We start from the raw sequence: 24,936 nt of genomic DNA, 5'->3' as shown, positions 1-24,936 counted from the left end.
TCATTTTGAGAATAACCGTTTGGAACATTTGTCCCTTTACTTTGTGGTGGTTTATTTTCTTGTGCAGTACCACCGCTATTCCCTTTATTAGTTGTAGTACCTTTATTAGCGATAGAAGTAATATTTGTGCCAGCTATTGTTACACTGCCACCTGTCGCTTGATCAAGTGTACTAATCACATTTAGCAATGTAGTTTTACCAGATCCAGAAGGACCCATAATCCCTACAAACTCTCCTTCTTTAATACTTAATGAAACACCCCTTAATGCTTTTGACTGATTCTCATTTCTTTTCCCATACGTTTTTTCTACACTTTCTACAGTAACTACATTTGTTGACATCTCTTTCACTCCATCCCTTTTGTATAGTATTAATTTCTCACATATTTCTTATCTTTTTCTCATGTAAATCCTTAATTTTTTTTTAATCTTTCAAACAGAAAGAGATACATAAGTAGCATGAACCTATTTCCTACTTCATATTCTCACTTTTCTAAAACTCGTTCATTCGATTTCCCTTACATTTACCTTACATTTTTGTAAGGTAAAAAAGAAAACAAACCACTTCATAAGAGCATTTCTTTGGAATGCGAAATGCTTTTTATTTTTATCAAAATTAAAAAGATATTTCAAAAACAATAATAACACAACAAAAAAACAATACAATTTTATTGCAAAACGATAAATCACATGATAAAATCATGTTGTTATTACATAAGCGAGGTGCTTTCTATGAAACAAGTTACGACACTCTTTTTAAAGCTAGCTATTATTTTTATAGGAATCCCAGTTTTTGCATTGTGCATATTTTTGGTGCCTAAGATCGGGAATTTTGCTGGAGAATTGTATCCAGATATTGCTTATATGAAATCTCTCGTTTTAATCGATATGTACGCGGCAGCGATACCTTTTTATTTTGCTCTGTATCAAGCTTTTAAACTTTTAAGCTATATCGATAAGAACCAAGCGTTCTCGGAATTATCGATAAAGGCTTTAAAGAATATAAAATACTGTGCCATCACGATCAGTACCTTGTACTTGCTAGGTATGCCACTCTACTATCTCATAGCGAAAAAAGTTGACCCTCCAAGTTTCATACCAATCGGATTGGTCATCATTTTCGCCTCTATGGTGATCGCCGTTTTTGCTGCTGTTCTCCAAAGACTTTTACAAGAAGCTATTAATATAAAATCAGAAAATGATTTAACCGTCTGAGGTGGAAGATATGGCAATTATTATTAATATTGATGTGATGTTAGCAAAACGAAAAATGAGCGTAACGGAGCTTTCGGAGAGAGTCGGGATTACGATGGCGAATCTTTCTATTCTGAAAAATGGGAAAGCAAAAGCGGTTCGTTTTTCAACATTAGAAGCGATATGTAAGACTTTAGATTGTCAACCAGGTGATATTTTGGAGTACAAAAGCGACGAATACACTCAATAAAAACAGACATTAACTCCGTCCTACATTTAGAACGTGGTTATGCTTGTCTGGGTTTTTAAAATTAAATAACTTTATTGTCATTTTATATAACGTTGTTCTTTAAATATTACAGAAACAACGTTATTTCAAAGCAACGTATTTGTCGTTTTGATGAATGTAGTAATAAAAGTGGTAATACAGTGACTGAATGTAGTAATAAAAACCATAAAAAATAGGCGTATCAAGCAAAGTGTTGATACGCCTTAAAACTACTTTGTTAAACAACATGCGTCGTCGTGTAGTATATCTTTAATTACTTTAAATTCAGTATTACATATTAATGGTGTATTTTATTATCAATCTCTATTTCCTATTTTTCATTTCCACTTTCATACTTTCCAAAAACGCATCTAGTTCAACAACTTCTGACTTCTCTTCACCATATTTTCGTACATTTACAGCTTCGCTTTCCATTTCTTTATCCCCAATAACAAGAACATAAGGAACTTTTTGCATTTGCACTTCTCTTATTTTATATCCTAATTTTTCATCTCGCATATCTTGCTCAACACGAATGCCAGCTTGTGCTAATTTATCTACAACCTCATTTGCATATTGTTCATGTACTGCATTTGAAACTGGAATTACTTTCACTTGAACTGGTGCCACCCATGCTGGGAACGCGCCTCCAAAGTGCTCAATTAATATTGCTAAAAAACGGTCTAATGATCCTAAAACTGCTCGGTGAATGACAACTGGTCTTCTTTTTTCATTATTTTCATCTATATAATTTAAATCAAATTTCTCTGGCATTTGGAAATCAAGCTGGATTGTTCCGCACTGATGACTTCTATTTAAAGCATCTTTAATATGGAAATCAATTTTCGGTCCGTAAAATGCACCATCACCTTCATTTAATCTATATTTATAATTTAATGATTGTAATACATTTGCTAATGCTGCTTCTGCTTGCTCCCATAATTTATCATCACCCATTGAATCTTCTGGACGAGTAGAAAGCTCTACTTCATATTGGAATCCAAAAGTTTTATATACGTAATCAATTTGCGCCATTACTGATTTGATTTCATCTTCAATTTGTTCTGGTGTTACAAATAAATGAGCATCATCTTGGCAGAAAGTACGAACTCTTAATAATCCATTTAACGCCCCGCTAAATTCATGTCGATGTACTTGACCGAATTCACACATGCGAATCGGTAATTCGCGATAAGAATGCAATTTATTTTTAAACATAAGCATATGTCCTGGGCAGTTCATCGGTTTTAATGCAAAACTTTTATTATCCACTTCTGAGAAATACATATTATCTTTATAATGTCCCCAATGCCCTGATTTCTCCCATAATTCTTGGTTCATCATGAACGGAGTGCGTACTTCTTGATAATTGTACTCTTTTTGAATTTCTCTTAAAAATGCTTCTAATTCATTGCGAATAATCTGTCCTTTCGGCAAGTAAAACGGCATTCCCGGAGCTTCTTCCGAAAACATAAACAATTCAAGTTCACTACCTAACTTACGATGATTTCTCTTTGCTGCCTCTTCAACAAAATGCAAATACTCTTCTAATTCTTTTTGAGAAGCAAATGCAACGCCATATATACGCTGAAGCACTTGATTATTACTATCACCTCGCCAATATGCACCGGAAACGTTAGTTAATTGAAATGCTTTCAAATAACCTGTTGATGGTAAATGTGGTCCTCTACATAAATCTACAAATTCACCTTGTCTATATAGTGTTACACTTTCCTCATTAGGAATTGCTTCTAAAAGTTCTAATTTCAAACTATCATTCATTTCTTGAAACAGTTTTTTTGCTTCTTCACGAGAGACCTCTACTCGCTCTATATTTATATTTTCATTTATAATATTTTTCATTTCTTTTTCGATTTTCGGTAAGTCCTCTACATTTACACTACTTGCCAGATCCATATCATAATAAAATCCATTTTCAATAACAGGCCCTACACCCAGGTTAATGTCACCATACATTCTTTTTACAGCTTGCGCTAAAATATGTGCAGCGGAGTGTCTTGCAATTTCTACTCCTTCATTTGAGTCTAAAGTAATAATTTCAACTTTCGCACTTTCTTCAATGTTTCGTCGTAAATCAAAAGGCTGATCATTAACTTTTCCTGCGACTGCTTTCTTTTTCAAGCTACTACTAATTGCCCCAGCGATTTCTTCTAAAGTAATTCCTTTCACAAATTCTTTAACGCTACCATCTGGAAATTTAATTTCGATCATCTGTTCTTTCATTTTTCATCTCTCCATTTCATAATAAAAAGCACACTCATCCCTAAAATAGGGACGAGTGTGCTTTTACCCGTGGTTCCACCCAGATTCCCATCGTAAAAATACAATGGCTTCTTTTACGGTAACGTCGTTTACACGGCACTAGATACTTGATTTCCCCAGTGCAGCTCTAAGGTGGTAAGTTATTTTTCTGCGTTAGGAAGTTCTCAGCTTTTCTTCCTTCTCTGTATAACCGTTTAAAATAACTCGTGTCCTTTTCTTCGCTTATTATGAAATAAAATATAAAAAAGCATATTCATCCCTAGTAAATAGGGACGAATATGCTTATATTCGTGGTTCCACCCAGATTCCCATCACAAAAAACATAATGGCTTCTTTTGCGATAACGTCGCTTACACGGCACTAGATACTTGATTTCCCCAGTGCAGCTCTAAGGTGGTAAGTTATTTTTCTGCGTTAGGAAGTTCTCAGCTTTCCTTCCTTCTCTGTATAACCGTTTAAAATAACTCGTGTCCTTTTCTTTGCTTTTATAACAAATCCATTTATTGTTATTTAATATATCCTATTCATTTTATTTTTACAAGTGTTAAAAATATATTTTTTATTCAACAAAAAAAGAAACCAAAAACATTTTTTGGTTTCCCCTTCTCTTTTTTACCAATCTTGTGGTTCGTAATTTAAGTCTGAAAATAGGCGTTTTTTCTCTTTTTTCGATAAATCTCTCCACTGTCCAACCGGCAAATTATTCAATTCAATATTCATAATTCTCGTACGTTTTAACGTATATACTTGATATCCTAAAGCTTCACACATACGGCGAATTTGACGATTCAATCCTTGTGTTAAAATAATTTGGAACTCATATTTTGATAACTGTGTAATCTCACAAGGAAGAGTTTTTGTATCTAAAATTTTAACACCTGCTGCCATTTTCTCTAAAAACTCCGGTGTAATCGGCTTATCTACTGAAACGATATATTCTTTCTCATGCTTGTTTTCAGCACGTAAAATCTCATTAACAATATCGCCATCATTCGTTAACAAAATTAAACCGTCTGAGTCTTTATCGAGACGCCCGATGTGATTAATTCGTAAAGGATGATTCACTAAATCGATAATATTACCTTTTACTGCTTTTTCACTTGTACATGTAATACCTACTGGTTTATTTAAAGCGATATACACATGGTCTCGAGCAATTCGAAGCTGCTCTCCATTTACTCGTACGTCATCACCTGGATTTACTTGGTCACCAATTTTTGCAACCTTACCGTTAATAATTACTTTTCTCTCGTTAATTAACTTATCTGCTCCACGTCGAGACGCTTTTCCAGCTTCACTAATAAATTTATTGATACGCAAGTTAGGCACATCCTTTTCATAAAAAATTTCAAGCTCACACTGCTTCTACCGTACAATACAAAAGGGTAAGCCTCCTATTATAACTTAAATATATTAACATGAAAGGGTATATGACGTCTTCACTTAATTACATGTTTATTAGAAAATAATTGGTTCTCTTTTCCTTTTCACCTTAAACTGTTTAGCAGTCAATAGATTAACCCTTGAATATAACATCATTTATTTACTTTTTTCATAGATAATATACCGATATAAGTTTGATTAATAATGCCTAAATAACTCACAATATGTGAAAAACAAAAAAGAATCCTTTTGAAAATAATCAAAATGGATCCTTCTTCAACTAAACGAATACTAGTTTTTATACAAAAGTGTTCAATAATTATAATCTTTGATATAAAACATCGTTCAACAAACAAAATAATCTCGAACTCCCCTAATTTTTTACGCTTCAATATTTTCTTCACATACTCCAAAAAGAAGCCCTTGATTATCTATACAATAAGCAAAGTAACCCATATTAGGAATAGCAGTTTTAGGTACAACTACTTGTCCACCATTTTCAATAACTTTATTTATGTACTCATCAACTGAAGGTACTTCAATCGAATTAGTCGTCCTAGTAGCACCATCAGGTGATTTCATTAATCCACCATCGATACCAGGTCTATCACTCTCACCTGTAATTATGAACCAATAGTCATGTGGCCCAGGCATTTTTTCAAACTTCCATCCAAAACTATTTGTATAGAATTGAATAGCTTCTTCAGGGTTTGGGACTTGCAATTCAAATCTTAAAACTTTACTCATTTAAATACCCCCTCTTGTTCTTGTACAAAGTAACTATACCAGAACTAACGTTCTGTATCAACTTTATCTAAACCAGCTACTTTAACAAGTTCTAACTTTATTTCGAAGCGGCAACAGACCATTCTTCCTTCCGAATAACTTTCTTTCCATTTATATTTTCAACATACTCATTTACATTTGCTAACTGATATAACTCAGGGAAAATTTCTTTCATATAACGTTCATGTGCTATTTCATCTTGCCAATAAGTTAATACTATATAACGATTTTCAGTCTTTAAAGACTTCCCAACAACTCCACCCAACATCCCTTTTGCATTTTCCATTCCTTTATTCCAAATTGTTTCTTGCGTATGTAAAAAATTCTTTTCTTTTCTTTCTTTCACATCGCAAATTGCAACTCTTACAAATGACCCCTGTGCAATTACGTCTTTCAAAGGGGTTTCTGTTATATCATACAACGTTTGAAACATTTCAATATTACAGGAAACATATGTGCCTTCTTGATTACTATTTAAAAAAATTGTATCATGAGCATCATTCATGAATGATTGATATGCATTTCTATCTTTCCATAAAGTATACACACACGCTTCAGCTTCATTCCACCCACCCAATTGTCCATAGAATCCGTCTAAACACTGTAAATCACGCCATTTTTCTTGCGCATCAGAAAACAATTCCCTTTTCTCTTCTTCCACCTTGCAAAATATTGTTTTTAATAGCATTTCTAATCCCCCTTATGATACGGTTCATTTCCCTCTTGCAATACTTTCTACTTTTCCACCAACGCAAACATTAATTTTACTCTCAAACACCTCTGCTTGTATATGTATTAGAGAATGGCGATTTATCTCATACCCTTGTTCAACACGAATATTTATCTTTTCTGTTCCAAAATAACGATATTTTATAAGATACGCCGCTAAATATCCATTTGAGCTTCCTGTTGCCGCATCCTCTGGGATTCCATAATAATCTGCAAAATCACGGACATTTAGATTATTGATTTCCTAACTAAAAAATTCCTGATTTGCCATAAACACTGCAAGTTGATTACCTGAATACTTGCCTTGCGAGAATACATCCACAATGTAAAAATCCAAATATCTCACCTCTCTTCTTTGCTTCAATATAATCTGTTTACATAATGTAATTATAGTTTATTAAAATTGTATGTTTTTCAAAGGATCCTCTGCCTTTTCTATCAACCAATCACCAAACGTATTTAAAAATGCTAAAATTTCTTCTATATCTTTTATCGGTTCAATTACATATTGTAGTGCTTTCCTCATATTTTTTTCTTGTTCAGGAAAATGCTTACTAAATAACTCATATGCTGGATATAAGTCCCTGGAATAAAGCCCTTCTCTATCAATTGTTAATTGCTAAACCTGCCCTTGCCCTGATTATTATCTTCATAATCCAACGACAACAATCCGCTATATCATCCACGCCTTTATTATGAAGTAACTCTTTACGAGCTTGTCCAATTTGTTTCCGCAATTGAATAAGATGTTCATAGGCTAACTCCTGACTTACTTTATATTTAGGTAAAGACAATTTTACGTCTTCACCAAATATACATACACCATGTGTCTGTATCATAAAGCTTATAAAAGAAAAACAATTGGAATTTATCACTTCTTTTTCACTGTAAAAACTTAACTCCACTCCTGATATACAATTAAACTGTTGTAAACTTTGAACTTCTAGCCTCTTTCGCCAACTTAAGTCTATTAATTTAGGATCCTTTCGCACTAATATAATCTCATCTATATCTGCAATCCCTTCAATTCCAATCCCTCTTGGAATTGAACCCCTTATATAAACACTGTGCAATTCATCCTGTAACATTTCACCACAAGTATTTTTTATTTCTTGTATTACCTCCATAAATATAGGCTGAATTTTATCAATATGTGCATCATTTATAATATATCCATCATCATCTGTAGGACAAAAACGTCCTGTTTTTTTTATACTTGGCAAATTATCAGCTCATTTCCATACTAAATATTATTTTATTCTATACGCATAACAATTATAATTTGAATAATTCAGAATTAAAAATCAAAAAGAGATAGGAAGTAAACAATCCTGCAATATTGTTTACTTCCTATCTCTTTTATTATCAATTATTTTTCAAATATATAATACGTAATTTTTCCCGGATAATGTAATACGGTTACCTTCCGTTTGCCTTAGTAATATGCATTACACTTATATATTTATAATCCTCTTCATTATCATCGTTAATATGTATTGCTGACATTGGTACTGGAAAATCTTCAATTTTAGATTCTTTATTCATAAATATGAATGCAAATAAACCAACTAATAACATAGCCGTTGAAATATTTGAAACTAGTTTTTTCTGTTCATTTCCACTAAAAATCCCCTTTTCTCACATACTCCTTTCATCATTTTACCTTTTTGAATTATTTATGTATATAAAAATTGTAATTCAAATCACTACTGCTTATATTCTCTACCTTTAACAACATTATTGTTATATATTTAATTATAAGATTTTTGATTTTTGGAGGCGTTGCACATTGAAGAAATTGTTTTTTAATAAATGGATAGTTGTAATTTCTATTTTTATCATTTCCATTACGATTTTCTACACAATTAAAGATAAAAATAATAACGAAAAAGGAACCGTAGAAACAGTTGATACAAAAACATTCAAAACTAAATTGCAACCTAAAATTAATGAATTAACTATTAATTATAATGACATAATTGAGAAAGATTGGTTGCCTGCCTGGGAAGAGATTAACACGAACGGAGATTCAGTAGACAGAAATAAACTATTAGTTACAATGAGTGCTGTTTCCAAGCAGTTTGAAACAATTATGAAAGAAATAGACACGATGAAAATTGAAGAAAACATAACAGATATACATATACAAGAACAACTAATCTACTTCACAACTGAGTTTAAAGCTGCATCAAACTTCATGAAAAATGCAGCCGATTTGATTATAGACGGAGCTAATAACTCTACTCCAGCCAATGAAATAATTGAAAATACTAAACATGCTTTAGGACTTGCGGATCAACATATTGTCATCGCTTTATCTACTTTAAATGAAGTTGAAGATAAATTAGGACTTTCTAAAAAATAAAACTGTTTACTATTTTAAAATAAAAAAAGGATTGCAATTCACAATTTGTCTGTCTATAATATTTTTATTGATTTACAATCAATGCGTTTAAGTTATTAATTTTATAATTCGGATGAACCATTCAGGAGAAGATTTATTGATCTACCGACGGGGCAAAAAGTTGCTGAACCAACTTTGAAACTCTCAGGTCTTGTTTACAAGTAGAACTGCATGGGGACGAATCTCTGGAGAGACTCCCTCTCGCTTAATATAGCGCGGAGGAAAACGAGCACCGAAGGAGCAAATCCGCTAATATAGCGGATAATCTCTCAGGTAAAAGGACAGAGACAAGCGAAAGAAAATGCCGATTTGTATCGGTTTATTTTTCTATACCTTGTTTCTCCAGAGACCATTTCATTTCCTTGAAGTGGTTTTTATTTTTTCTAAAAAAGGAGAATACAGATGGAGACAGTAAGTAAAGTATTAGAACAAATTAATCAGTATGTGTGGGGGTTACCAACTTTGTTGCTACTCGTTGGAACTGGTATCATTCTCACAGTGCGCTTAAAAGGTTTACAGTTTCGTAAACTAATATACGCTCACAAACTAGCTTTTAAAAAATCAGAGGAAACATCTTCTTCTGGAGATATTAGTCACTTCCAAGCACTCATGACAGCTATGGCTGCAACGATTGGTATGGGAAATATAGCAGGTGTCGCAACTGCTGTAACAATCGGCGGACCGGGCGCAATCTTTTGGATGTGGATTACTGCTTTATTCGGAATGGCAACAAAGTATGCCGAAGCAATCCTTGCAGTGAAATACCGTGTTAGTAATGAAAATGGTGAATACTCCGGTGGACCAATGTATTATTTAGAACGTGGTTTAGGGAAAAAGTGGCTGGCTGTTTTATTCGCTATATTCGGCACAGCTGCTTCTTTCGGTATCGGTAATATGGTTCAATCTAATTCAGTTGCAGAGGCAATGCGAATCAACTTCTCTTTCCCTCCTGCATTAACTGGTATATTCATGTCATTCTTAATCGCTATTGTTATTTTAGGCGGTGTAAAAAAAATCGGTAAAGTGACTGGATATCTCGTTCCTATTAAGGCATTCTTTTATATAATCGCTGGGCTTATTATTATCTTTTATCACTTTGATCAAATTCCAGAGGCATTTTCACTTATTTTTTCTGGTGCATTTCAAGGTACTGCAGCTGCTGGTGGTTTTATCGGCGCAACAGTTGCATCTGCAATTCAAATAGGAATGGCGCGTGGTGTATTTGCTAACGAGGCTGGTTTAGGAAGTGCTCCTATTGCTGCGGCGGCTGCCAAAACAGATTCACCTGCAAAACAAGCTTTAGTTTCAATGACGGGTACTTTTCTCGATACATTTATCGTATGTACAATTACTGGTCTTGTATTAATTACAACAGGTGCATGGAAATCTGGTAAAACCGGTGTTGAAGCTACAACATTAGCATTCCAATCCGTATTCGGTACTGCTGGTAGTATGATTCTCGGTATCGCCATTATATTATTCGCCTACTCTACTATTTTAGGATGGTCGTATTACGGTGAGAAGTGTGTAGCTTATTTATTTGGACAAGGTGCTGTTCGATATTATAAAGCAATCTTTATCGTTATGATTGCTATTGGTGCAAATTTAAAACTAGGAATCGTCTGGACATTTGCTGATATTGCAAATGGGCTTATGGCCATTCCAAACTTAATTGGTCTTATTGGGTTAAGTAGTGTAGTTATTGCTGAAACAAATTGGTTTTTACAAGCAGAGAAATTGAAAGAAATTCATAATAAACAGGCAAGTTAATTTAAGTTTAAAAAGAATGCTCCTAAACTGACGAGCATTCTTTTTATTTACTTTATTATACGAATCACCTGTTTCTGCAATTCTACTTCTTTATCTGCTTTTACAATTCCTTTTTCTTCAACTACATGTTTATTTATAGTTTTATATTTTACATACGTATAAAATTCCATTTTAAATGGAAACGGTGTAATTCGAATTGTTTCTTTATTCACCCACTCTGCTTGAATAGGTTGCTCCTCCTTACTATTAAATATTTCTGTTCCTTCAAAACCATCTTTAAATAATTCAATTTCATCTTTCTTTTTTACACCAGGTTTATTCATACATACATATAAAGAAAGTTCATCGCAAAACTTTAATAATCTATAATGTTTATCGAACATCGCAAATTGTTCTTTTGTTAACGTTTTCAATATTCTTTTTTGTCGTTCCAATTCCCCTGTATAAAATGACATCATCTCTTCGTCTTCCTCATTTAATGGAAACGATAAAAAATGTTTACTACAAAGTAACGCCCCGTATGGATTTGACTCTTCAATTGCATTCAAACCAATCGTATAAAAAACAAAGCGTAATGAACTTGGACAATCCATAAATGTATATGGAATATTTTTAGCATCATTCAAAATCGGTACTTTATCAAGCTCTATCCATCCTCTATCATGCTCATATATAGCATCAATTGTCTCTTTTAAGTATATTTTATCTTCAAAAAAATCTTCTATTATATGTCTTGCAATTTCACCAGCTAAAAAACCATGATCATGTTGACGAATTAATATACTTTCTTTCTCATTCTTTTCACGAAAAATCATCCGTATACTCCCCCTCATCCTCATATTACAGCTTGTTGTATGCATCAATTCTTAATTAATCCCTAATTATTAGCAGGGATTCAGTCTCTTACAACGAAATTAACATAACTATACAGTATTCTTTCTACTAGCAAAAGTAGCTTATTCTATAACATTCATTATACTAAAACTTTTATTCTAAAATTTTTTTATGAGGTGAAAACATGAACAAAACAGAATTAGTTAAAAATGTGGCACAATCAGCCGATATTTCTCAAAAGGATGCTTCTGCGGCTGTACAATCCGTATTTGACACAATTGCTAATGCATTACAATCTGGCGATAAAGTTCAATTAATTGGCTTTGGAACTTTTGAAGTGCGTGAAAGATCTGCCCGTACAGGACGTAATCCACAAACTGGCGAAGAAATTCAAATCGCTGCTGGTAAAGTTCCAGCATTTAAAGCAGGTAAAGAATTAAAAGAAGCTGTTAAATAAACAAGAAACCAGCCATTTTATAGGCTGGTTTCTTGTTTATTTCTTATTTAAGCAGTTCCTTTATATTCTCTGCATGATAAACTTCACAAATATAAAATATACATTTGCAGTTACTTACAATTTGATATTTTCTAGTCGGATAAACATTCGCTGCTACCGAGCACCCATCAAACAACTCGATAATATTTCCAGAAGGCTGATACCCTTCGTATAATACGTTTCTTCTTACTTCCATCTTTTCTATAAGCTTTTCAACTGGAATATTTCCATCCTCTAATTCTTGCTTTATGGTATCCGGTAAAAACGATGTGTCCGCAAAAATTAGGTTTTCAGATAACACCTTACCTTTATAACTAACATGAGATACGCGGTAAAGAAATGTTCCGTTTTTATCAAAGAAATTCTTTGCTTCTTTCGGAATGTACTGTCTATCAAGTACCTCTTGTTCGAGAACATCAAACTGAACTGTATCATTCAAAAGCTTTTCTAAAGCATGAATAGATGATGTATCTCCAGAAAATAAAATATTCTTAATTGCTTGTACATTATAAGTTAATTCATTTTTTCTATTTTCCGCCACTAACATGAGGAACACCTCTTCTATAAAATATTTTATTAAACTTATTTATAATTTAAAAGCGATACCGCGTCTAACTGCGTAATTTCAGTTACTTCTTTACTAAATATTGCAATGGAAGCCATATAATCTAAACTAGGTCTTACATCTTCCATCATTGTATTTTCTGCTAACTCTTGTCTATCCTTAAAAATTAACAATTTAGGAGGGTCATTTGGAGCTGATACAGTAATTTCTACTGGTGGAATCAATAGTCCTTCACCTGTCGCTTTCAGCACTGCTTCTTTTCGAGTCCAATATGTTAAAAATCCTTCTAGTCGCTGCTCATCACGTAATGTCATAACTTGTGCCACTTCAATGTCTGTTAATACACCCTCAGTCATTTTCATAACATCTACATTTGTATTGATTTGCTCAACATCAATACCAATAGGTGCAGATTTTGTAAATGCAACGACAACCCACTCACCCGAATGTGAAACTGATATTTGCGGCATACCTTTTGGTAATTGCGGCCTACCATGCTGTAACTTACATACCGGGCACATTCGATCAATTGGTACTTGAAATGGCGACATAGAAAGTATCTTTCCGAGTACTAATCTACTAATTACGCAACCTATTATAAAACGTGTACGATCTGCCGAATGATGATATGAATTTGCTTTCTCTCGCTCTACATCATTTAATAAATTGTAATGCCATGATTGTAAATCTGAAATTCTCGCCCACCATATTTGACAACTATTCTCATTAAGAGTTGGTACAGAATCTACAACTTTACTCTCTATCATGTAAACTCTCTCCTTTTAAATGCCAATATCACTTTATTTCAAAAGAGTATCAGCATGCTGCAACTCATTCATTTACAACTTCTTTCTCTTTTTGTAATACAGATAACGGCTTTTTATTCTTTTTTGACATTACCTCTATATCGGAAATACGTAAAGAAAATAGTAATGCTATGAGTAAAAATATTGCTGATCCAATTAATGCCGCTTGATATGGCAAGAAATCTGATTGAGCATTATTCTGTACATTATTACTTCCAAAACCAGATAGTATACTAGCTAAAACAGCAACTCCTATTGCAGATCCTAATCGATTTTGCACATTGAATATAGTAGTTGCTCTTCCCATAGAAGGTGGTGCAATATTGTTAAAAGCAGAAAATTGAACTGCTCCTACAGACTGCCCTAAGAAAATACCTATGCCAAACAATAATGCCCGTATTTGCCATGGATTTGTATTATGATTTACAAAACTTAATAAAACAAATATAACCGCCGTACTTATTAATCCAATAGAGATTACCTTTCGAGCTCCTAATTTCTTATATGACCATGGCACAATCTGTGAAGAAATCATTAATCCAATCGCCTCTGGGAATGTAGTAAGACCCGATTCCAGCGCGGAAACTCCTATTACATTTTGATACATAAGCGGAAAAATAAATAACATTCCTAGTAAACCAGCTGATGAAAACAACGAAATAAGACTCATTTTTCTAAAGACCGGTTCTTTTAATAAGCGTAAATCTAACATCGGTTGCTTTACTTTAAGTTCTACAATAATAAACAATGTAAGTAATACAATCCCAGCTATCCCAGTACTAATTATTTCTGGAGAAATCCAACCTTTTGATGGCCCTTGACTGAGTGCATAGATGAGCATCGCAAATCCTGGTGCTGAAAGAACAAAACCGAGAGAATCAAAGCGACCAGCTGATTTTTCAACATGCTCTGTTAAAAATAGAAGACCAAATAGCAATGCAACGATACCAAACGGTAGATTAATATAAAATGCCCAGCGCCAAGACATTTGATCTACAAAGAAACCGCCAATAATTGGTCCAATCGCTGGTGCCACAGCAATTGGTAATACGATAAAACGTGATATTTTCGGTCTTTCCTCTGGTGAAAATGTTCGGAATAACATCGCCATCCCGACCGGTGTTAAAAGCCCGCCACCAGCACCTTGAATGATACGAAAAATATTCAATGAAGTAATATCATTTGCATACCCGCATAATGCAGATGCAATTGTAAATACGGAAAGAGCAGTTAGAAATACTCTTTTCGTACCAAAGCGATCTCCTAGCCAACCGGAAATCGGAAGGAAAATAGCTAAGCTAACTAAATATCCAACATTTACTGTCCCCATTGCAGAAGGAGGTACTTGTAGTTCTTTACTTATCATTTTCAGTGCTACATTCACAATCGTTGCATCCATCGCAGCCATAAACATCGCTGTTATATAAACGATACTTACAACTACTTTTGGATTTATTTTTGCTTTCATTATTGTTTCCCTACTAATACTTTTTCGCTAATTTGATTTTTTTCCGGCTCTAAATCGTTCCAGTTAACATTAATATATTCTAAGCAAACCTGCCTACCAGCTTCTTCATGCACAACATTCCATCCAATAGGTACATCGAGAAAGGCAGGCCAGAGAGAATACTGGCCCTCCTCATTCATTAATACTTTATATGTGTAATTATCATTTTCAAATGGATTCGTCATACTCTACTTACCCCTTTCTTATTCTGCAAATATTTCGCTAGCACTTGTCCAATTTCTGTAAGCGGACCTGGCTGACATAAATCTTTATGTCTACAATCAATATCATGTTGCACGATATCTCCATCTAAATAATTTAGCCACGTATTTGGAGAAATAGGATCAAACCAGTCTGGTATAACAGTAGATCTGAAAAATAAAATATCCCCGTTATAAACTTTCGGTACGTATTTCCCTAACAACCCTACCGAATTTACATATGTTTCTTTCAAGTTCAAAATAGTCTCTTCTTCAAGACTTGCTAATGCACTTCCATCTTTGCGAAGTATTGCAACCGCACTTTCCATAGTAAGTGGTTTACCATCCATGTTATCTGGATCATATCCACCTAAAGCAAGTAATGCGATTAACGCTTCTTCTTCAGTAGGCGCTTCCGTATTCGGTAAGAAGTGACCAGGATAAGAATCAAGCATAACGAGTAATTCTACTTCTTCTCCTTCATTTTGTAGTTGCGCCGCCATTGCATGAACAACATTTCCTCCAAGCGACCAACCGAGTAAACAATATGGTCCGTGAGGCTGTACTTCACGAACGTGTTTTAAATAATCCGCCGCCATTTCCTCTAAGCTTTTTGGAAGTTCTTCATTTTTAGCGATACCACGTGCTTGTACACCATAGATTGGATAATCTGTTCCTAAAGATTTCATAAGTCCTGCATAGCACCAACTTAATCCACCTGCTGGGTGTACACAATATAGTGGTAATTGGTCTCCGCTTGCTCGTAATGGAAGTAACACATCAAGTGCACTTTGACCATTCCCCATTTCAAGTCTTTCAGCAAGCCCTGCAACAGTAGGTGCTGCAAATAAAGTTCCAATATTCAGTTCAACTCCAAGTGCCTCTTTAATGCGGCTCATAAGCTGTACTGCAAGAAGTGAATGACCACCAAGATCAAAGAATCCGTCATCAATTCCAATTTGAGACACACTTAAAACTTCTGTAAACAAGTCACATAGTATTTCTTCTTGCGGTGTTCTTGGTCCACGGCTAGAAGATGATGCAATAAATTCTGGAGCTGGCAATGCCTTTCTATCTAATTTACCGTTTGGAGTTAAAGGTAACTCATTTACTACTACAACAGCGTATGGAACCATATAATCTGGCAAACTACCTCCAGCATACTGACGCATTTCATTCGTATCAATCGTTTCATTATTTGATGCGACGATATAAGAAACTAATCGTTTATCCCCTGGTTGATCTTCCCGTACAATAACAGCTACTTGTTCAACTTTATTGTGTTTCATCATTACCGCTTCTATTTCTCCTAATTCAATTCGGAATCCACGAATTTTTATTTGGTGATCTGCACGTCCTATATAATCTAACGTCCCATCTTGACGCCAGCGCGCTAAGTCTCCTGTACGATACATTCTTGTACCTGGCTTACCAAATGGATCTGCAATAAAACGTTCAGCAGTTAATCCTGCTCTTCCTAAATATCCACGAGCGAGCCCTGCACCAGCAACATACATTTCTCCAACTACTCCTGGTGGCACTGGTTGTAAATAGCTATCTAACACGTATACTTTAAGGTCGGGTATACTGCACCCAATTAAACTATTTGCTCGTAAAGAGACGATATTTTCATCTAACTCAATATAGCTAACATGTACCGTCGTCTCCGTTATACCGTACATATTAATAAGCTTCGGTGCGTTATGAGGATGACGACTATACCAATCCTCTAATCGACTTAATTCAAGTGCTTCTCCTCCAAAAACAACATATCGTAAAGATAATTTTCGACCAATCTCTTCATTTTCACGATCTGCTTGCATCAATTGATAGAACGCTGATGGAGTTTGGTTTAAAACAGTAACCTTTTCCTTAACAAGAAGGTGTAAAAATTCTTTCGGTGAACGACTTACATTGTGAGGCACGACAACAAGGCGTCCTCCGTATAATAAAGGTCCCCAAATTTCCCAAACCGAGAAATCAAAAGCGTATGAATGGAACATCGTCCACACATCGTCCGCGTCAAATTGGAACCAATGATCTGTTGCTCCTAAAAGTCTTACTACATTTTGATGAGGTATCATAACGCCTTTCGGTCTACCTGTTGAGCCTGACGTATAAATAACATAAGCAATATGTGAAGGAGATAAAGCCTTAATGCGCTCCATATCCTCAATATTGTCTTCACTGTATTTCTCTATTTCTTCTATTACTTTCACATTATCAACTAAAATCTTTAGTTCCTCATCACAATCAATGTCCACATCTGAATTTGTTAAAATACATGATGGTTTCGCATCGTGTAGCATAAATGAAATACGATCTGACGGGTAATCTGGATCTAATGGAAGGTATCCCGCACCAGCTTTAAGAACAGCTAGTAAGCTTACAACCATATTTAAAGATCTCGGCATCGCTAAAGCAACGAGTTGATCAGGACCGACTCCTTTTGCTATTAGCAAACGAGCAATTTTATTCGCTTTTCTATTTAACTCTTCATAACTTAGCGTTGTATCTTCAAAGACGACAGCAATAGAATCTGGACTTACATGGGCTTGCTTTTCAAATAATTGTGGCAATGTCATTTCAGGTACAATTTGAAAACCACCATTCCACTTTTCTAAAACTGTAGTTCGCTCTGCTAAAGTTAATATTTCTAATCTGCCAATTGATTGATCCGGATGTTTTGCCGCATCATCTAATAACAGAATGAATCGTTCTATTAGTTTTTGAACCGTTTCACGTTTATACAAATCAGTACTGAACTCCAATAAACCGTCTAAGCCATTTGGCGTACCATCAGCTCCAGTACTTTCACTAATCTCAAATGTTAAATCAAATTTTGCAGAACCAACGCTTTGAATTTCAAGGTTTGCTTCTAAATCTGGTACATCAAACGTTGCTTCTGGCGTATTTTGGAAAGCTAACATAACTTGAAACAGCGGATGACTATTTCGAGTACGTACTGGGTTTAACATTTCAACGAGTCGTTCAAATGGAACATCTTGATTTTCATAAGCAGCAAGGTTTGCCTGCTTCACTCTATTTAATAATTCTTTAAAACTTGGATCTCCTGAAGTATTTGTACGTAACACTAATGTATTTACAAATAAACCGACTATATCCGAGAGTGCATCGTCGTTTCTTCCAGCGATCGGACTGCCAATTGGTATATCAGTTCCAGCACCTAATCTTGTAAATAGCGCACTTAGTCCCGCTTGCAACACCATAAACAAACTAACCCCGTTTTTACGTGCAAGCTCTACTAACCTACGATGCATATTTTCATCTACATGAAAATGAATTGTCTCACCACGATAACTCATTTCAATTGGACGCTGAAAATCTGTAGGTAACTCCATTTGATCTGGTAAACCTTTTAGTTCCTCTTTCCAAAAATCTAATTGTGTTGAAATAAGACTCTCTGGTGTAGCTTCATCACCTAATAACTGTTGTTGCCATAGTGAATAATCTGCGTATTGTACTGGAAGTGTCTCCAGCTGAACTTTGTCACCTTGACATCGTGCTTTATAAGCCGCTGTAAAGTCTCTCGTTAACGGTTGTAATGACCATCCATCTCCTACAATATGATGTAAAAGAATTAGTAATACATGTTCGTTTTCACTCACTTTAAAAAGTTGCAAACGAATTGCTGGTTCGATATCAAGATTAAAACTATATCTTACAGCTTCAGACAGTGTACTTTCTAATTCATCCTTACATGTATTTGTTATAATCATTTTTAAATTCAATTTATCCATTTCTAGAATTTTTTGATATGAACTGCCAAGTGAATTCGGGAAAATCGTTCTAAGTGTTTCATGTTTCTCAACTACATCATAAAAGGCACCTTGCATTGCTTCCTCGTTCAAATTTCCAGACATACGAATGACTAACGGAATATTATAAGTAGGACTTGGACCTTCTAAACAATTTAAGAACCATAATCTGCGCTGTGCAAATGAGAGTGGAACTTCATTTGGTCTACTTACTTTCTTAATAGCTGGTCTTGCGCTTTTTGCACGATCCAATTGTTTCGCTAATTCAGCAACAGTTGGCGATTCAAATAGTTTCCCTATTCCTAATTCCACACTTAACGTTTCACGAATTCTTGTCATTAAACGAGATGCAAGAAGCGAATGACCACCCATTTCAAAGAAATTATCATCAATGCTAATTCGCGAAACACCAAGTATTTCTGCAAATAAATCACATAATATTTCTTCTTTCGGATTTCTAGCAACTCTCTCATTGTTCATTCCATTAAAATCAGGAGCAGGTAATCTCTTTCTATCAAGCTTACCATTTGGCGTTAACAGTAATTCTTCTAGCACAACAAATGCTGATGGTACCATATAATTCGCTAAACTTTCTGAAACATAAGAACGAATTTCTGAAAGATTAATCGTTTCCTTCTCCTCGGCAACGATATACGCAATGATTCGTTTATCATTTGGACGATTTTCTCGTACCATTACTACCGCTTGTTGTATATTTTCATGTCGTTGTAATACCGTTTCAATTTCAGCTAATTCAATTCGGAAACCGCGAATTTTAATTTGATGATCTGCACGACTAATGTACTCTAGCACACCATCGTTACGCCATTTCACAAGATCACCTGTGCGGTACATACGTGCTCCTGGTTCTCCATAAGGATTTGCAACAAACCGTTCAGCTGTTAACTCAGGTTTTCCTAAATATCCGTTCGCAAGCCCTTTGCCTGCAATATATAATTCACCGATAACTCCAGGTGGAACTGGTTGTAACCCTGCATCCAATACATACAATTCTGTATTCCAAATTGGCTTTCCAATAGGAGGTATACCACTTTCACTTTCATCAATGTTCATGAAAGTAGACCAAATTGTCGTTTCAGTTGGTCCATATAAGTTTGTAATAGAGCAACCTAATTCTATTAATTTATGTGCTAAATGTGCTGGAAGTGCTTCACCACCAACGAGCACGTTTAACCCTTGTAACCTCTCTGGAGATTCAGTTACTAACGCCTGCCACAACGTCGGTGTAGCTTGCATAATTGTCGCTCTTTCTTCTTGTAAAAGTGTCGCTAACGCCGAAGGCTCTTGGATTACCTCTTTTTGAGCAATTGTTATACTTGCACCACTAATAAGAGGTAAATAAATTTCTAAAGCAGAAATATCAAACGCAAACGTGGTAACTGCTAATAAATGATCGTTTTCATTAAATGAAAGCGTATGTTGCATAGCTAATAAGAAGTTACTTAAACCTTTCATAGGAACAATTACACCTTTTGGCTTCCCTGTTGATCCTGAAGTGTAAATTGTATACGCTGGGTTTAAAAGTGATTCATCATTTTTAAATGGTATATTCATATGAGAATATGTTTTTAACGCTATTTTCGTTTCTTCGCTATCTAATATGATTTTTTTAATATCATTTTCTATAACTAAAGTAGATGAAACAGATGAATGTGTTATGATACAAACCGGATTTGCATCATTTACTATATAATTAGTTCGCTCGGCTGGGTATTCTGGATCTATCGGTAAATACGCTGCACCCGTCTTTAGAACTGCTAGCATACTAACTACCATTTCTATTGATCTTGGAAATACTAAGGCTACAAACTGATTTGCTTGTATTCCTTCTTCTACTAAATAGGTTGCTAATTCATTCGCTCGTTCATTTAGCTCTTTATACGTAAGTTTTATCCCGTTACAAGTAACTGCTATTTTATTTGGATTTTTTTGTACTTGTTTTTCAAATAATATAGGTAGATTAATTAGCTCTTCAGCTTTCTTAGTTTCATTCCATTCCAATAAAACTTTATGATTTTCTTCAGGAAGAGTAATGTTTATTTTTCCAATCGGCTCGTCTTTGTGATAATTATTTATCACTAATTCTAATAAATTCATAAATCTTTCTTTATGCAATGCTAGTTCCGTATCGCTATATACTTCCGGATTCGCATCAAAATGAATCATTAACTCATTTTCATCGAAGCGCTTATATACATTTATCGATAAATCATCGACAGGTCCTGCTGATAAATTATGTGTAATACCACGATTCCCAGCAAAGTTAAGCCCGTAATCAAAAGGCATAACATTCACTAACGGCCCAAACAACCTTTGATTTTCACCTAGTAACTTTAAGTCTCTTCTTAATTCCTCATGACGATATTTATGATGACGACGTATATCTCGAATTTCTTCAGAAACTTGCTGTATTAATTCTGCAAAAGTTATATTTGGAGTTAACTTTAGACGAAGTGGAACTAAATTCATTACCATGCTAGGTGTATGAATAGATACAGAACCTAGACGCCCCATCATCGGTAAACCTAAAACAATATCATTTGCACCTGTTAATTTATGCATATAAATACTTGTTACGGCTACAACAAATTCGGGCCAACTCGTTAACGAAATATTGATATCTTCTAGTAAAGTTTTCGTACTAGCATTTGATAAATAAGCAGTTTCTCGTAAAAATCCATTTGATGTTCTCGGCGCTCGTTCTGCTAAACTTACAACTTCCGGTTCATCTGCAAACTTTTCTAGCCAAAAAGTACGATCTTCCTGAAATTGTTTAGATTCACGATACTCATTATCTTCTTGTACAATTTTTGCAAGAGAACCAAATGGCTTTTCATTCTTGTTTATTTCTTCTATAAGTGATGTATACTCATTCGCTACCTTTTGGCTAAGAAGTGAAAATCCATAGCCATCCATCACAATGTGATGGATGCGCTGATACCAAAAGAAACGATTATTTTCAACTTGAATAAGTACTTCAGTAAATAATTTATCCTCTTTTAAATCCACAGGCATAGATAAATCATTTTCCATCCATACCTTAGCAACTTCTTCAGGGTTTTTTTCTTTACGAACGTCAATAAAATGCATATGAAACTTTGACGATTCCTCAATAACTTGCCATGGGCCAATTTCATCCTCTTCGAAACGAACATGAAGTGCTTCTGCTTCTGTTACAACTTTACGTACAGCTAATTCGAAAATTTCTTGATTAATCGTTCCGTTTATTTCTACATATTCCCCAGTATTATAAATCGGATTAAGCGGATCTAATTGTTGCGCAAACCACATACCAGACTGCGCAGATGATAACGAATGACGAATCTTTTGACTGTTAGGCATTCTTTACTACCCCTTTATTATGTAGTCTATTTGTTACAGCACCTGTGCTGCTTGTGAAGATAATACACGGTACCAATCGGCAACTGTTGGACGTTCTGCTAAATCTGCAAAAGTGATTTCTTTCCCTTCGCGACGCCACTTCTCTACTAAACTCATAATTCTGACCGAATCAAGTCCTCTATTTAATAAATCTTCATCCACTTCAATACTCTCTACTGGCTCACGGAGTAGTTGTGCAACTAGTTCATGCACTTCCTGTAAAGTGATTCCTTCACTCTCAGCACCTTTTAAACTTTGTAAATCTTTTAATAGTAAGTTTGTTGATGTCGTTACTGCACATCTATTAGATGCATACTGCAATGCTTGTCTATGATGCTCTAGTGAAAAATCAGCAACTGCATCTGCTACAAAGAATGGCTGGATACCATCCATAAACGCTTCACAAGCTGTTAAAAGGCAGCCAATATGCGCATAAATACCGCAAATGATGAGTTGATCTCGTCCTTGTTCATTTAAAATTTCTAATAGATTCGTCTTTTTAAATGCACTATATCTCCATTTTGTTAGGAATATATCATCCTCATCAGGAGTAAGTTCATCGACAATTTTCTTTTTATCCGGTCCAGCAGGAATACCGTCACCCCAAAAATCTTGTAATAACCCTCGTTGTTCTAACGTTTGTCCACCAGGTTGTGCAGTATAAACAACTGGTATACCAAGTTCCTTACATCTTTCTCTTATCACCTTAATATTTGAAATTAGTTCTACCTTTGGCGATTTTTTATCGCTATATGCATCAAGAAAATACTCTTGCATGTCATGGATTAGAAGAACTGCACGTTTCGGATCCGGTGTCCAATTTACTTTATTTTTTGGTAGTTCTGATTCAACTGGCATTTTATATACTGAAATAGATGGGATAGCCATCTAATCACTTCCTTCCGATTTTCATTATTGTTTTACTATAATAAGTTTTTCAGCAATGACTTTACGTAATTCTTTTTTACTTACTTTTCCAACACCCGTTTGCGGGAATGATTCAATAAATTCGATTCGATCGGGAATCTTATAAGCCGCAATGCCTCGTTCTCTTAAGAAGATTTTTAATTCATTTGCAGTTAGGGCTTGTCCACGAGCGATAACAAAAGCACAAGTACGCTCTCCTAAATAATCATCAGGCATAGATACAATAGCTACATCATGTACTGCATCGTGTGCTAACAGATGATTTTCAACTTCTTCCGCAGCAACCTTCTCACCACCACGGTTAATTTGATCTTTATCTCTTCCTTCTACAATGATGTAACCTTGTTCATTTACTTTCACAAGGTCACCTGTGCGATAAAAACCATCTTCTGTAAATGATCTTGCATTATGCTCTTCCGCTTTATAATAGCCACGAATTGTGTATGGCCCTCGTGTTAATAAACTACCTACTTCACCAGACTTAACATCCTTATCATTTTCATCAACAACTCTTACTTCATCGAATGTAGACATCGGTCTACCTTGTGTATGAATAATAATTTCTTCTGGATCATCTAACCTTGTATAGTTTACTAATCCTTCTGCCATACCGAACACTTGTTGTAACGTACATCCGAATGTAGGGCGTATTCGTTTTGCAACTTCAGCGCTAAATTTCGCTCCACCTACTTGAAGTACTTGTAGGCTCGATAAATCTTTGGTACGCGAATCAACTGCATCAAGCCAAATCATTGCTAATGGTGGTACGAGAGCGGTAATCGTAACTTTTTCTTTTTCGATAAGAGCAAATGCCTCATCTGGACTACCTCCAGTTGCCAACACTACTTTTCCACCCGCATAGAAAGTTCCAAACGTTCCAGGAGAACTCAGCGGATAATTGTGTGCTACTGGAAGAACTGCCATATAGACACTTTCTGCATTTAAATTACAAATTTCAGCGCTAACACGTAAACTATAAATATAGTCATCATGTGTTCTAGGAATTAATTTTGAAAGTCCTGTTGTCCCTCCTGATAATTGGAGAAACGCAACATCACTCGGATGAACTTCTGGTAATGAAACCGGATCCATGTAAAGTTCATTTATGTTCACAAATTCTTCTTTTTCCCCTACTACGATTACATGTTGTACAGTAGGAACTTTTTCTTTCACTTCTCTTGCTAATTTTCGGTAATCAAACCCAAGTACCTTATCTGAAATAACGTAAGCGCTCGCCTCACCAAACTCGCAAAAATAACTAATTTCACTGCTTCGATGTGAAGGTAGTGCAAAAACAGGAAGCGCTCCAATTCGAAATAGTGCAAAACATATTTCGAAAAACTCTATAATGTTAGGTAATTGGATTACAACTCGATCCTCTTGCTTTATTCCTAAATTCAGTAAACCTGCAGCTAAGCGATCTACTTTTTTATCAAGTTCACTATAGGTTATTTGTGTATTACTACTTACAATCGCAATTTGATCTCCATGTTTTTCAGCGCGTTCTCTTAACATCGAACCAAATGTTTCTCCAAGCCAACATCCTTCTTCTCGATAAAGATCTGCAAATTCTTTTGGCCATTCCGTATAACCTGCTAACATTC

19 protein-coding genes, 2 pseudogenes, 1 riboswitch and 2 other annotated features are annotated in these 24,936 nt (G+C 34.9%); of the genes and pseudogenes, 5 read left to right on the top strand and 16 right to left on the bottom strand.

What is annotated here, in order from left to right:
- A partial coding sequence (locus tag MR071_RS14200; RefSeq protein ID WP_242236532.1) for an ATP-binding cassette domain-containing protein occupies nucleotides 1-350 on the bottom strand: 350 nt, incomplete at its 3' end.
- A gap of 381 nt (nucleotides 351-731) precedes the next feature.
- On the opposite strand from MR071_RS14200, the gene MR071_RS14195 reads away from it, so the two are divergent.
- The gene (locus MR071_RS14195; protein WP_242236531.1) at nucleotides 732-1,214 is read left to right on the top strand and encodes a DUF2975 domain-containing protein; all 483 of its coding nucleotides are present in this window, start codon (nucleotides 732-734) and stop codon (nucleotides 1,212-1,214) included.
- A gap of 10 nt (nucleotides 1,215-1,224) precedes the next feature.
- Nucleotides 1,225-1,443, top strand: a complete 219-nt coding sequence (locus tag MR071_RS14190; RefSeq protein ID WP_002168434.1) for a helix-turn-helix domain-containing protein — start codon at nucleotides 1,225-1,227, stop codon at nucleotides 1,441-1,443.
- A 342-nt stretch (nucleotides 1,444-1,785) separates the two neighbouring features.
- Here the strand turns inward: MR071_RS14190 and thrS are convergent, their stop codons facing one another.
- From thrS to MR071_RS14150, 7 genes and pseudogenes are all read right to left on the bottom strand, one after another.
- Nucleotides 1,786-3,705: a threonine--tRNA ligase gene (gene thrS, locus MR071_RS14185; RefSeq protein WP_242236528.1), complete on the bottom strand. Its 1,920-nt coding sequence runs from the start codon at nucleotides 3,703-3,705 to the stop codon at nucleotides 1,786-1,788.
- A gap of 44 nt (nucleotides 3,706-3,749) precedes the next feature.
- Nucleotides 3,750-3,972: a binding site (T-box leader), on the bottom strand.
- A 37-nt stretch (nucleotides 3,973-4,009) separates the two neighbouring features.
- Nucleotides 4,010-4,233: a binding site (T-box leader), on the bottom strand.
- A 123-nt stretch (nucleotides 4,234-4,356) separates the two neighbouring features.
- Nucleotides 4,357-5,064, bottom strand: a complete 708-nt coding sequence (locus MR071_RS14180; protein ID WP_002200551.1) for a pseudouridine synthase — start codon at nucleotides 5,062-5,064, stop codon at nucleotides 4,357-4,359.
- A 444-nt stretch (nucleotides 5,065-5,508) separates the two neighbouring features.
- Nucleotides 5,509-5,874, bottom strand: coding sequence for a VOC family protein (locus tag MR071_RS14170; protein WP_097905340.1), 366 nt, complete (start codon nucleotides 5,872-5,874; stop codon nucleotides 5,509-5,511).
- A 97-nt stretch (nucleotides 5,875-5,971) separates the two neighbouring features.
- Nucleotides 5,972-6,601, bottom strand: a complete 630-nt coding sequence (locus MR071_RS14165) for a YdbC family protein (protein WP_242236526.1) — start codon at nucleotides 6,599-6,601, stop codon at nucleotides 5,972-5,974.
- 24 nt (nucleotides 6,602-6,625) lie between these two features.
- On the bottom strand, nucleotides 6,626-6,883 hold the full coding sequence (locus MR071_RS14160) for a PhzF family phenazine biosynthesis protein (protein ID WP_105587130.1): 258 nt from the start codon (nucleotides 6,881-6,883) through the stop codon (nucleotides 6,626-6,628).
- 156 nt (nucleotides 6,884-7,039) lie between these two features.
- Nucleotides 7,040-7,865 (bottom strand): annotated as a pseudogene (locus tag MR071_RS14155) (nucleotidyltransferase).
- 146 nt (nucleotides 7,866-8,011) lie between these two features.
- Nucleotides 8,012-8,300, bottom strand: a pseudogene (locus tag MR071_RS14150) (hypothetical protein).
- Nucleotides 8,301-8,431: 131 nt separating this feature from the next.
- Between MR071_RS14150 and MR071_RS14145 the strand changes: the two are divergent.
- Both MR071_RS14145 and MR071_RS14140 read left to right on the top strand, forming a co-directional pair.
- A complete protein-coding gene (locus MR071_RS14145; protein ID WP_242236525.1) occupies nucleotides 8,432-9,007 on the top strand; it encodes a hypothetical protein in 576 nt (191 codons plus the stop codon).
- 214 nt (nucleotides 9,008-9,221) lie between these two features.
- Nucleotides 9,222-9,341, top strand: a riboswitch (glycine riboswitch).
- 107 nt (nucleotides 9,342-9,448) lie between these two features.
- On the top strand, nucleotides 9,449-10,816 hold the full coding sequence (locus MR071_RS14140) for an alanine/glycine:cation symporter family protein (protein WP_242236523.1): 1,368 nt from the start codon (nucleotides 9,449-9,451) through the stop codon (nucleotides 10,814-10,816).
- Nucleotides 10,817-10,863: 47 nt separating this feature from the next.
- On the opposite strand, the gene MR071_RS14135 is transcribed toward MR071_RS14140, so the two are convergent.
- Nucleotides 10,864-11,631 (bottom strand): DUF3891 family protein, encoded by a 768-nt coding sequence (locus MR071_RS14135; protein ID WP_242236521.1) that lies wholly within the window; start codon nucleotides 11,629-11,631, stop codon nucleotides 10,864-10,866.
- Nucleotides 11,632-11,834: 203 nt separating this feature from the next.
- Here MR071_RS14135 and MR071_RS14130 point away from each other — a divergent pair, with 203 nt between their 5' ends.
- Nucleotides 11,835-12,107, top strand: coding sequence for an HU family DNA-binding protein (locus MR071_RS14130; RefSeq protein WP_002012780.1), 273 nt, complete (start codon nucleotides 11,835-11,837; stop codon nucleotides 12,105-12,107).
- 43 nt (nucleotides 12,108-12,150) lie between these two features.
- On the opposite strand, the gene MR071_RS14125 is transcribed toward MR071_RS14130, so the two are convergent.
- The 7 genes from MR071_RS14125 to MR071_RS14095 form a co-directional block, all read right to left on the bottom strand.
- On the bottom strand, nucleotides 12,151-12,693 hold the full coding sequence (locus MR071_RS14125; protein WP_242236519.1) for a chorismate pyruvate-lyase family protein: 543 nt from the start codon (nucleotides 12,691-12,693) through the stop codon (nucleotides 12,151-12,153).
- 35 nt (nucleotides 12,694-12,728) lie between these two features.
- Nucleotides 12,729-13,478: a 4'-phosphopantetheinyl transferase Sfp gene (gene sfp, locus MR071_RS14120; protein WP_242236517.1), complete on the bottom strand. Its 750-nt coding sequence runs from the start codon at nucleotides 13,476-13,478 to the stop codon at nucleotides 12,729-12,731.
- A 64-nt stretch (nucleotides 13,479-13,542) separates the two neighbouring features.
- Nucleotides 13,543-14,985: an MDR family MFS transporter gene (locus MR071_RS14115; protein WP_242236515.1), complete on the bottom strand. Its 1,443-nt coding sequence runs from the start codon at nucleotides 14,983-14,985 to the stop codon at nucleotides 13,543-13,545.
- Nucleotides 14,985-15,209: an MbtH family protein gene (locus MR071_RS14110; protein ID WP_242236513.1), complete on the bottom strand. Its 225-nt coding sequence runs from the start codon at nucleotides 15,207-15,209 to the stop codon at nucleotides 14,985-14,987. Before MR071_RS14110 ends, MR071_RS14115 begins: the two co-directional genes overlap by 1 nt.
- On the bottom strand, nucleotides 15,206-22,366 hold the full coding sequence (locus tag MR071_RS14105) for an amino acid adenylation domain-containing protein (protein WP_242236511.1): 7,161 nt from the start codon (nucleotides 22,364-22,366) through the stop codon (nucleotides 15,206-15,208). Before MR071_RS14105 ends, MR071_RS14110 begins: the two co-directional genes overlap by 4 nt.
- A gap of 33 nt (nucleotides 22,367-22,399) precedes the next feature.
- Nucleotides 22,400-23,293, bottom strand: a complete 894-nt coding sequence (locus MR071_RS14100; RefSeq protein ID WP_242236509.1) for an isochorismatase family protein — start codon at nucleotides 23,291-23,293, stop codon at nucleotides 22,400-22,402.
- A gap of 24 nt (nucleotides 23,294-23,317) precedes the next feature.
- Entirely contained in the window at nucleotides 23,318-24,934 is a 1,617-nt protein-coding gene (locus MR071_RS14095; RefSeq protein ID WP_242236506.1) for a (2,3-dihydroxybenzoyl)adenylate synthase, read from the bottom strand.
- Between the last annotated feature and the right edge of the window lie 2 nt (nucleotides 24,935-24,936).

Origin of the sequence: Bacillus cereus group sp. BfR-BA-01316, assembly GCF_022664195.1 — a bacterium.
In the GTDB taxonomy this organism is placed as follows: domain Bacteria; phylum Bacillota; class Bacilli; order Bacillales; family Bacillaceae_G; genus Bacillus_A.
The sequence above is the reverse complement of the archived record's forward strand: the minus strand, read 5'-3'. Positions and strand labels throughout refer to the sequence as shown.

Bases quoted from the DNA above. Each gene is read 5' to 3' on its own strand.
- MR071_RS14195 (WP_242236531.1), top strand. From the start codon at position 732: ATGAAACAAGTTACGACACTCTTTTTAAAGCTAGCTATTATTTTTATA.
- MR071_RS14190 (WP_002168434.1), top strand. From the start codon at position 1,225: ATGGCAATTATTATTAATATTGATGTGATGTTAGCAAAACGAAAAATG.
- thrS (WP_242236528.1), bottom strand. From the start codon at position 3,705: ATGAAAGAACAGATGATCGAAATTAAATTTCCAGATGGTAGCGTTAAA.
- MR071_RS14170 (WP_097905340.1), bottom strand. From the start codon at position 5,874: ATGAGTAAAGTTTTAAGATTTGAATTGCAAGTCCCAAACCCTGAAGAA.
- MR071_RS14165 (WP_242236526.1), bottom strand. From the start codon at position 6,601: ATGCTATTAAAAACAATATTTTGCAAGGTGGAAGAAGAGAAAAGGGAA.
- MR071_RS14140 (WP_242236523.1), top strand. From the start codon at position 9,449: ATGGAGACAGTAAGTAAAGTATTAGAACAAATTAATCAGTATGTGTGG.
- MR071_RS14135 (WP_242236521.1), bottom strand. From the start codon at position 11,631: ATGATTTTTCGTGAAAAGAATGAGAAAGAAAGTATATTAATTCGTCAA.
- MR071_RS14130 (WP_002012780.1), top strand. From the start codon at position 11,835: ATGAACAAAACAGAATTAGTTAAAAATGTGGCACAATCAGCCGATATT.
- MR071_RS14125 (WP_242236519.1), bottom strand. From the start codon at position 12,693: ATGTTAGTGGCGGAAAATAGAAAAAATGAATTAACTTATAATGTACAA.
- sfp (WP_242236517.1), bottom strand. From the start codon at position 13,478: ATGATAGAGAGTAAAGTTGTAGATTCTGTACCAACTCTTAATGAGAAT.
- MR071_RS14115 (WP_242236515.1), bottom strand. From the start codon at position 14,985: ATGAAAGCAAAAATAAATCCAAAAGTAGTTGTAAGTATCGTTTATATA.
- MR071_RS14110 (WP_242236513.1), bottom strand. From the start codon at position 15,209: ATGACGAATCCATTTGAAAATGATAATTACACATATAAAGTATTAATG.
- MR071_RS14105 (WP_242236511.1), bottom strand. From the start codon at position 22,366: ATGCCTAACAGTCAAAAGATTCGTCATTCGTTATCATCTGCGCAGTCT.
- MR071_RS14100 (WP_242236509.1), bottom strand. From the start codon at position 23,293: ATGGCTATCCCATCTATTTCAGTATATAAAATGCCAGTTGAATCAGAA.
- MR071_RS14095 (WP_242236506.1), bottom strand. From the start codon at position 24,934: ATGTTAGCAGGTTATACGGAATGGCCAAAAGAATTTGCAGATCTTTAT.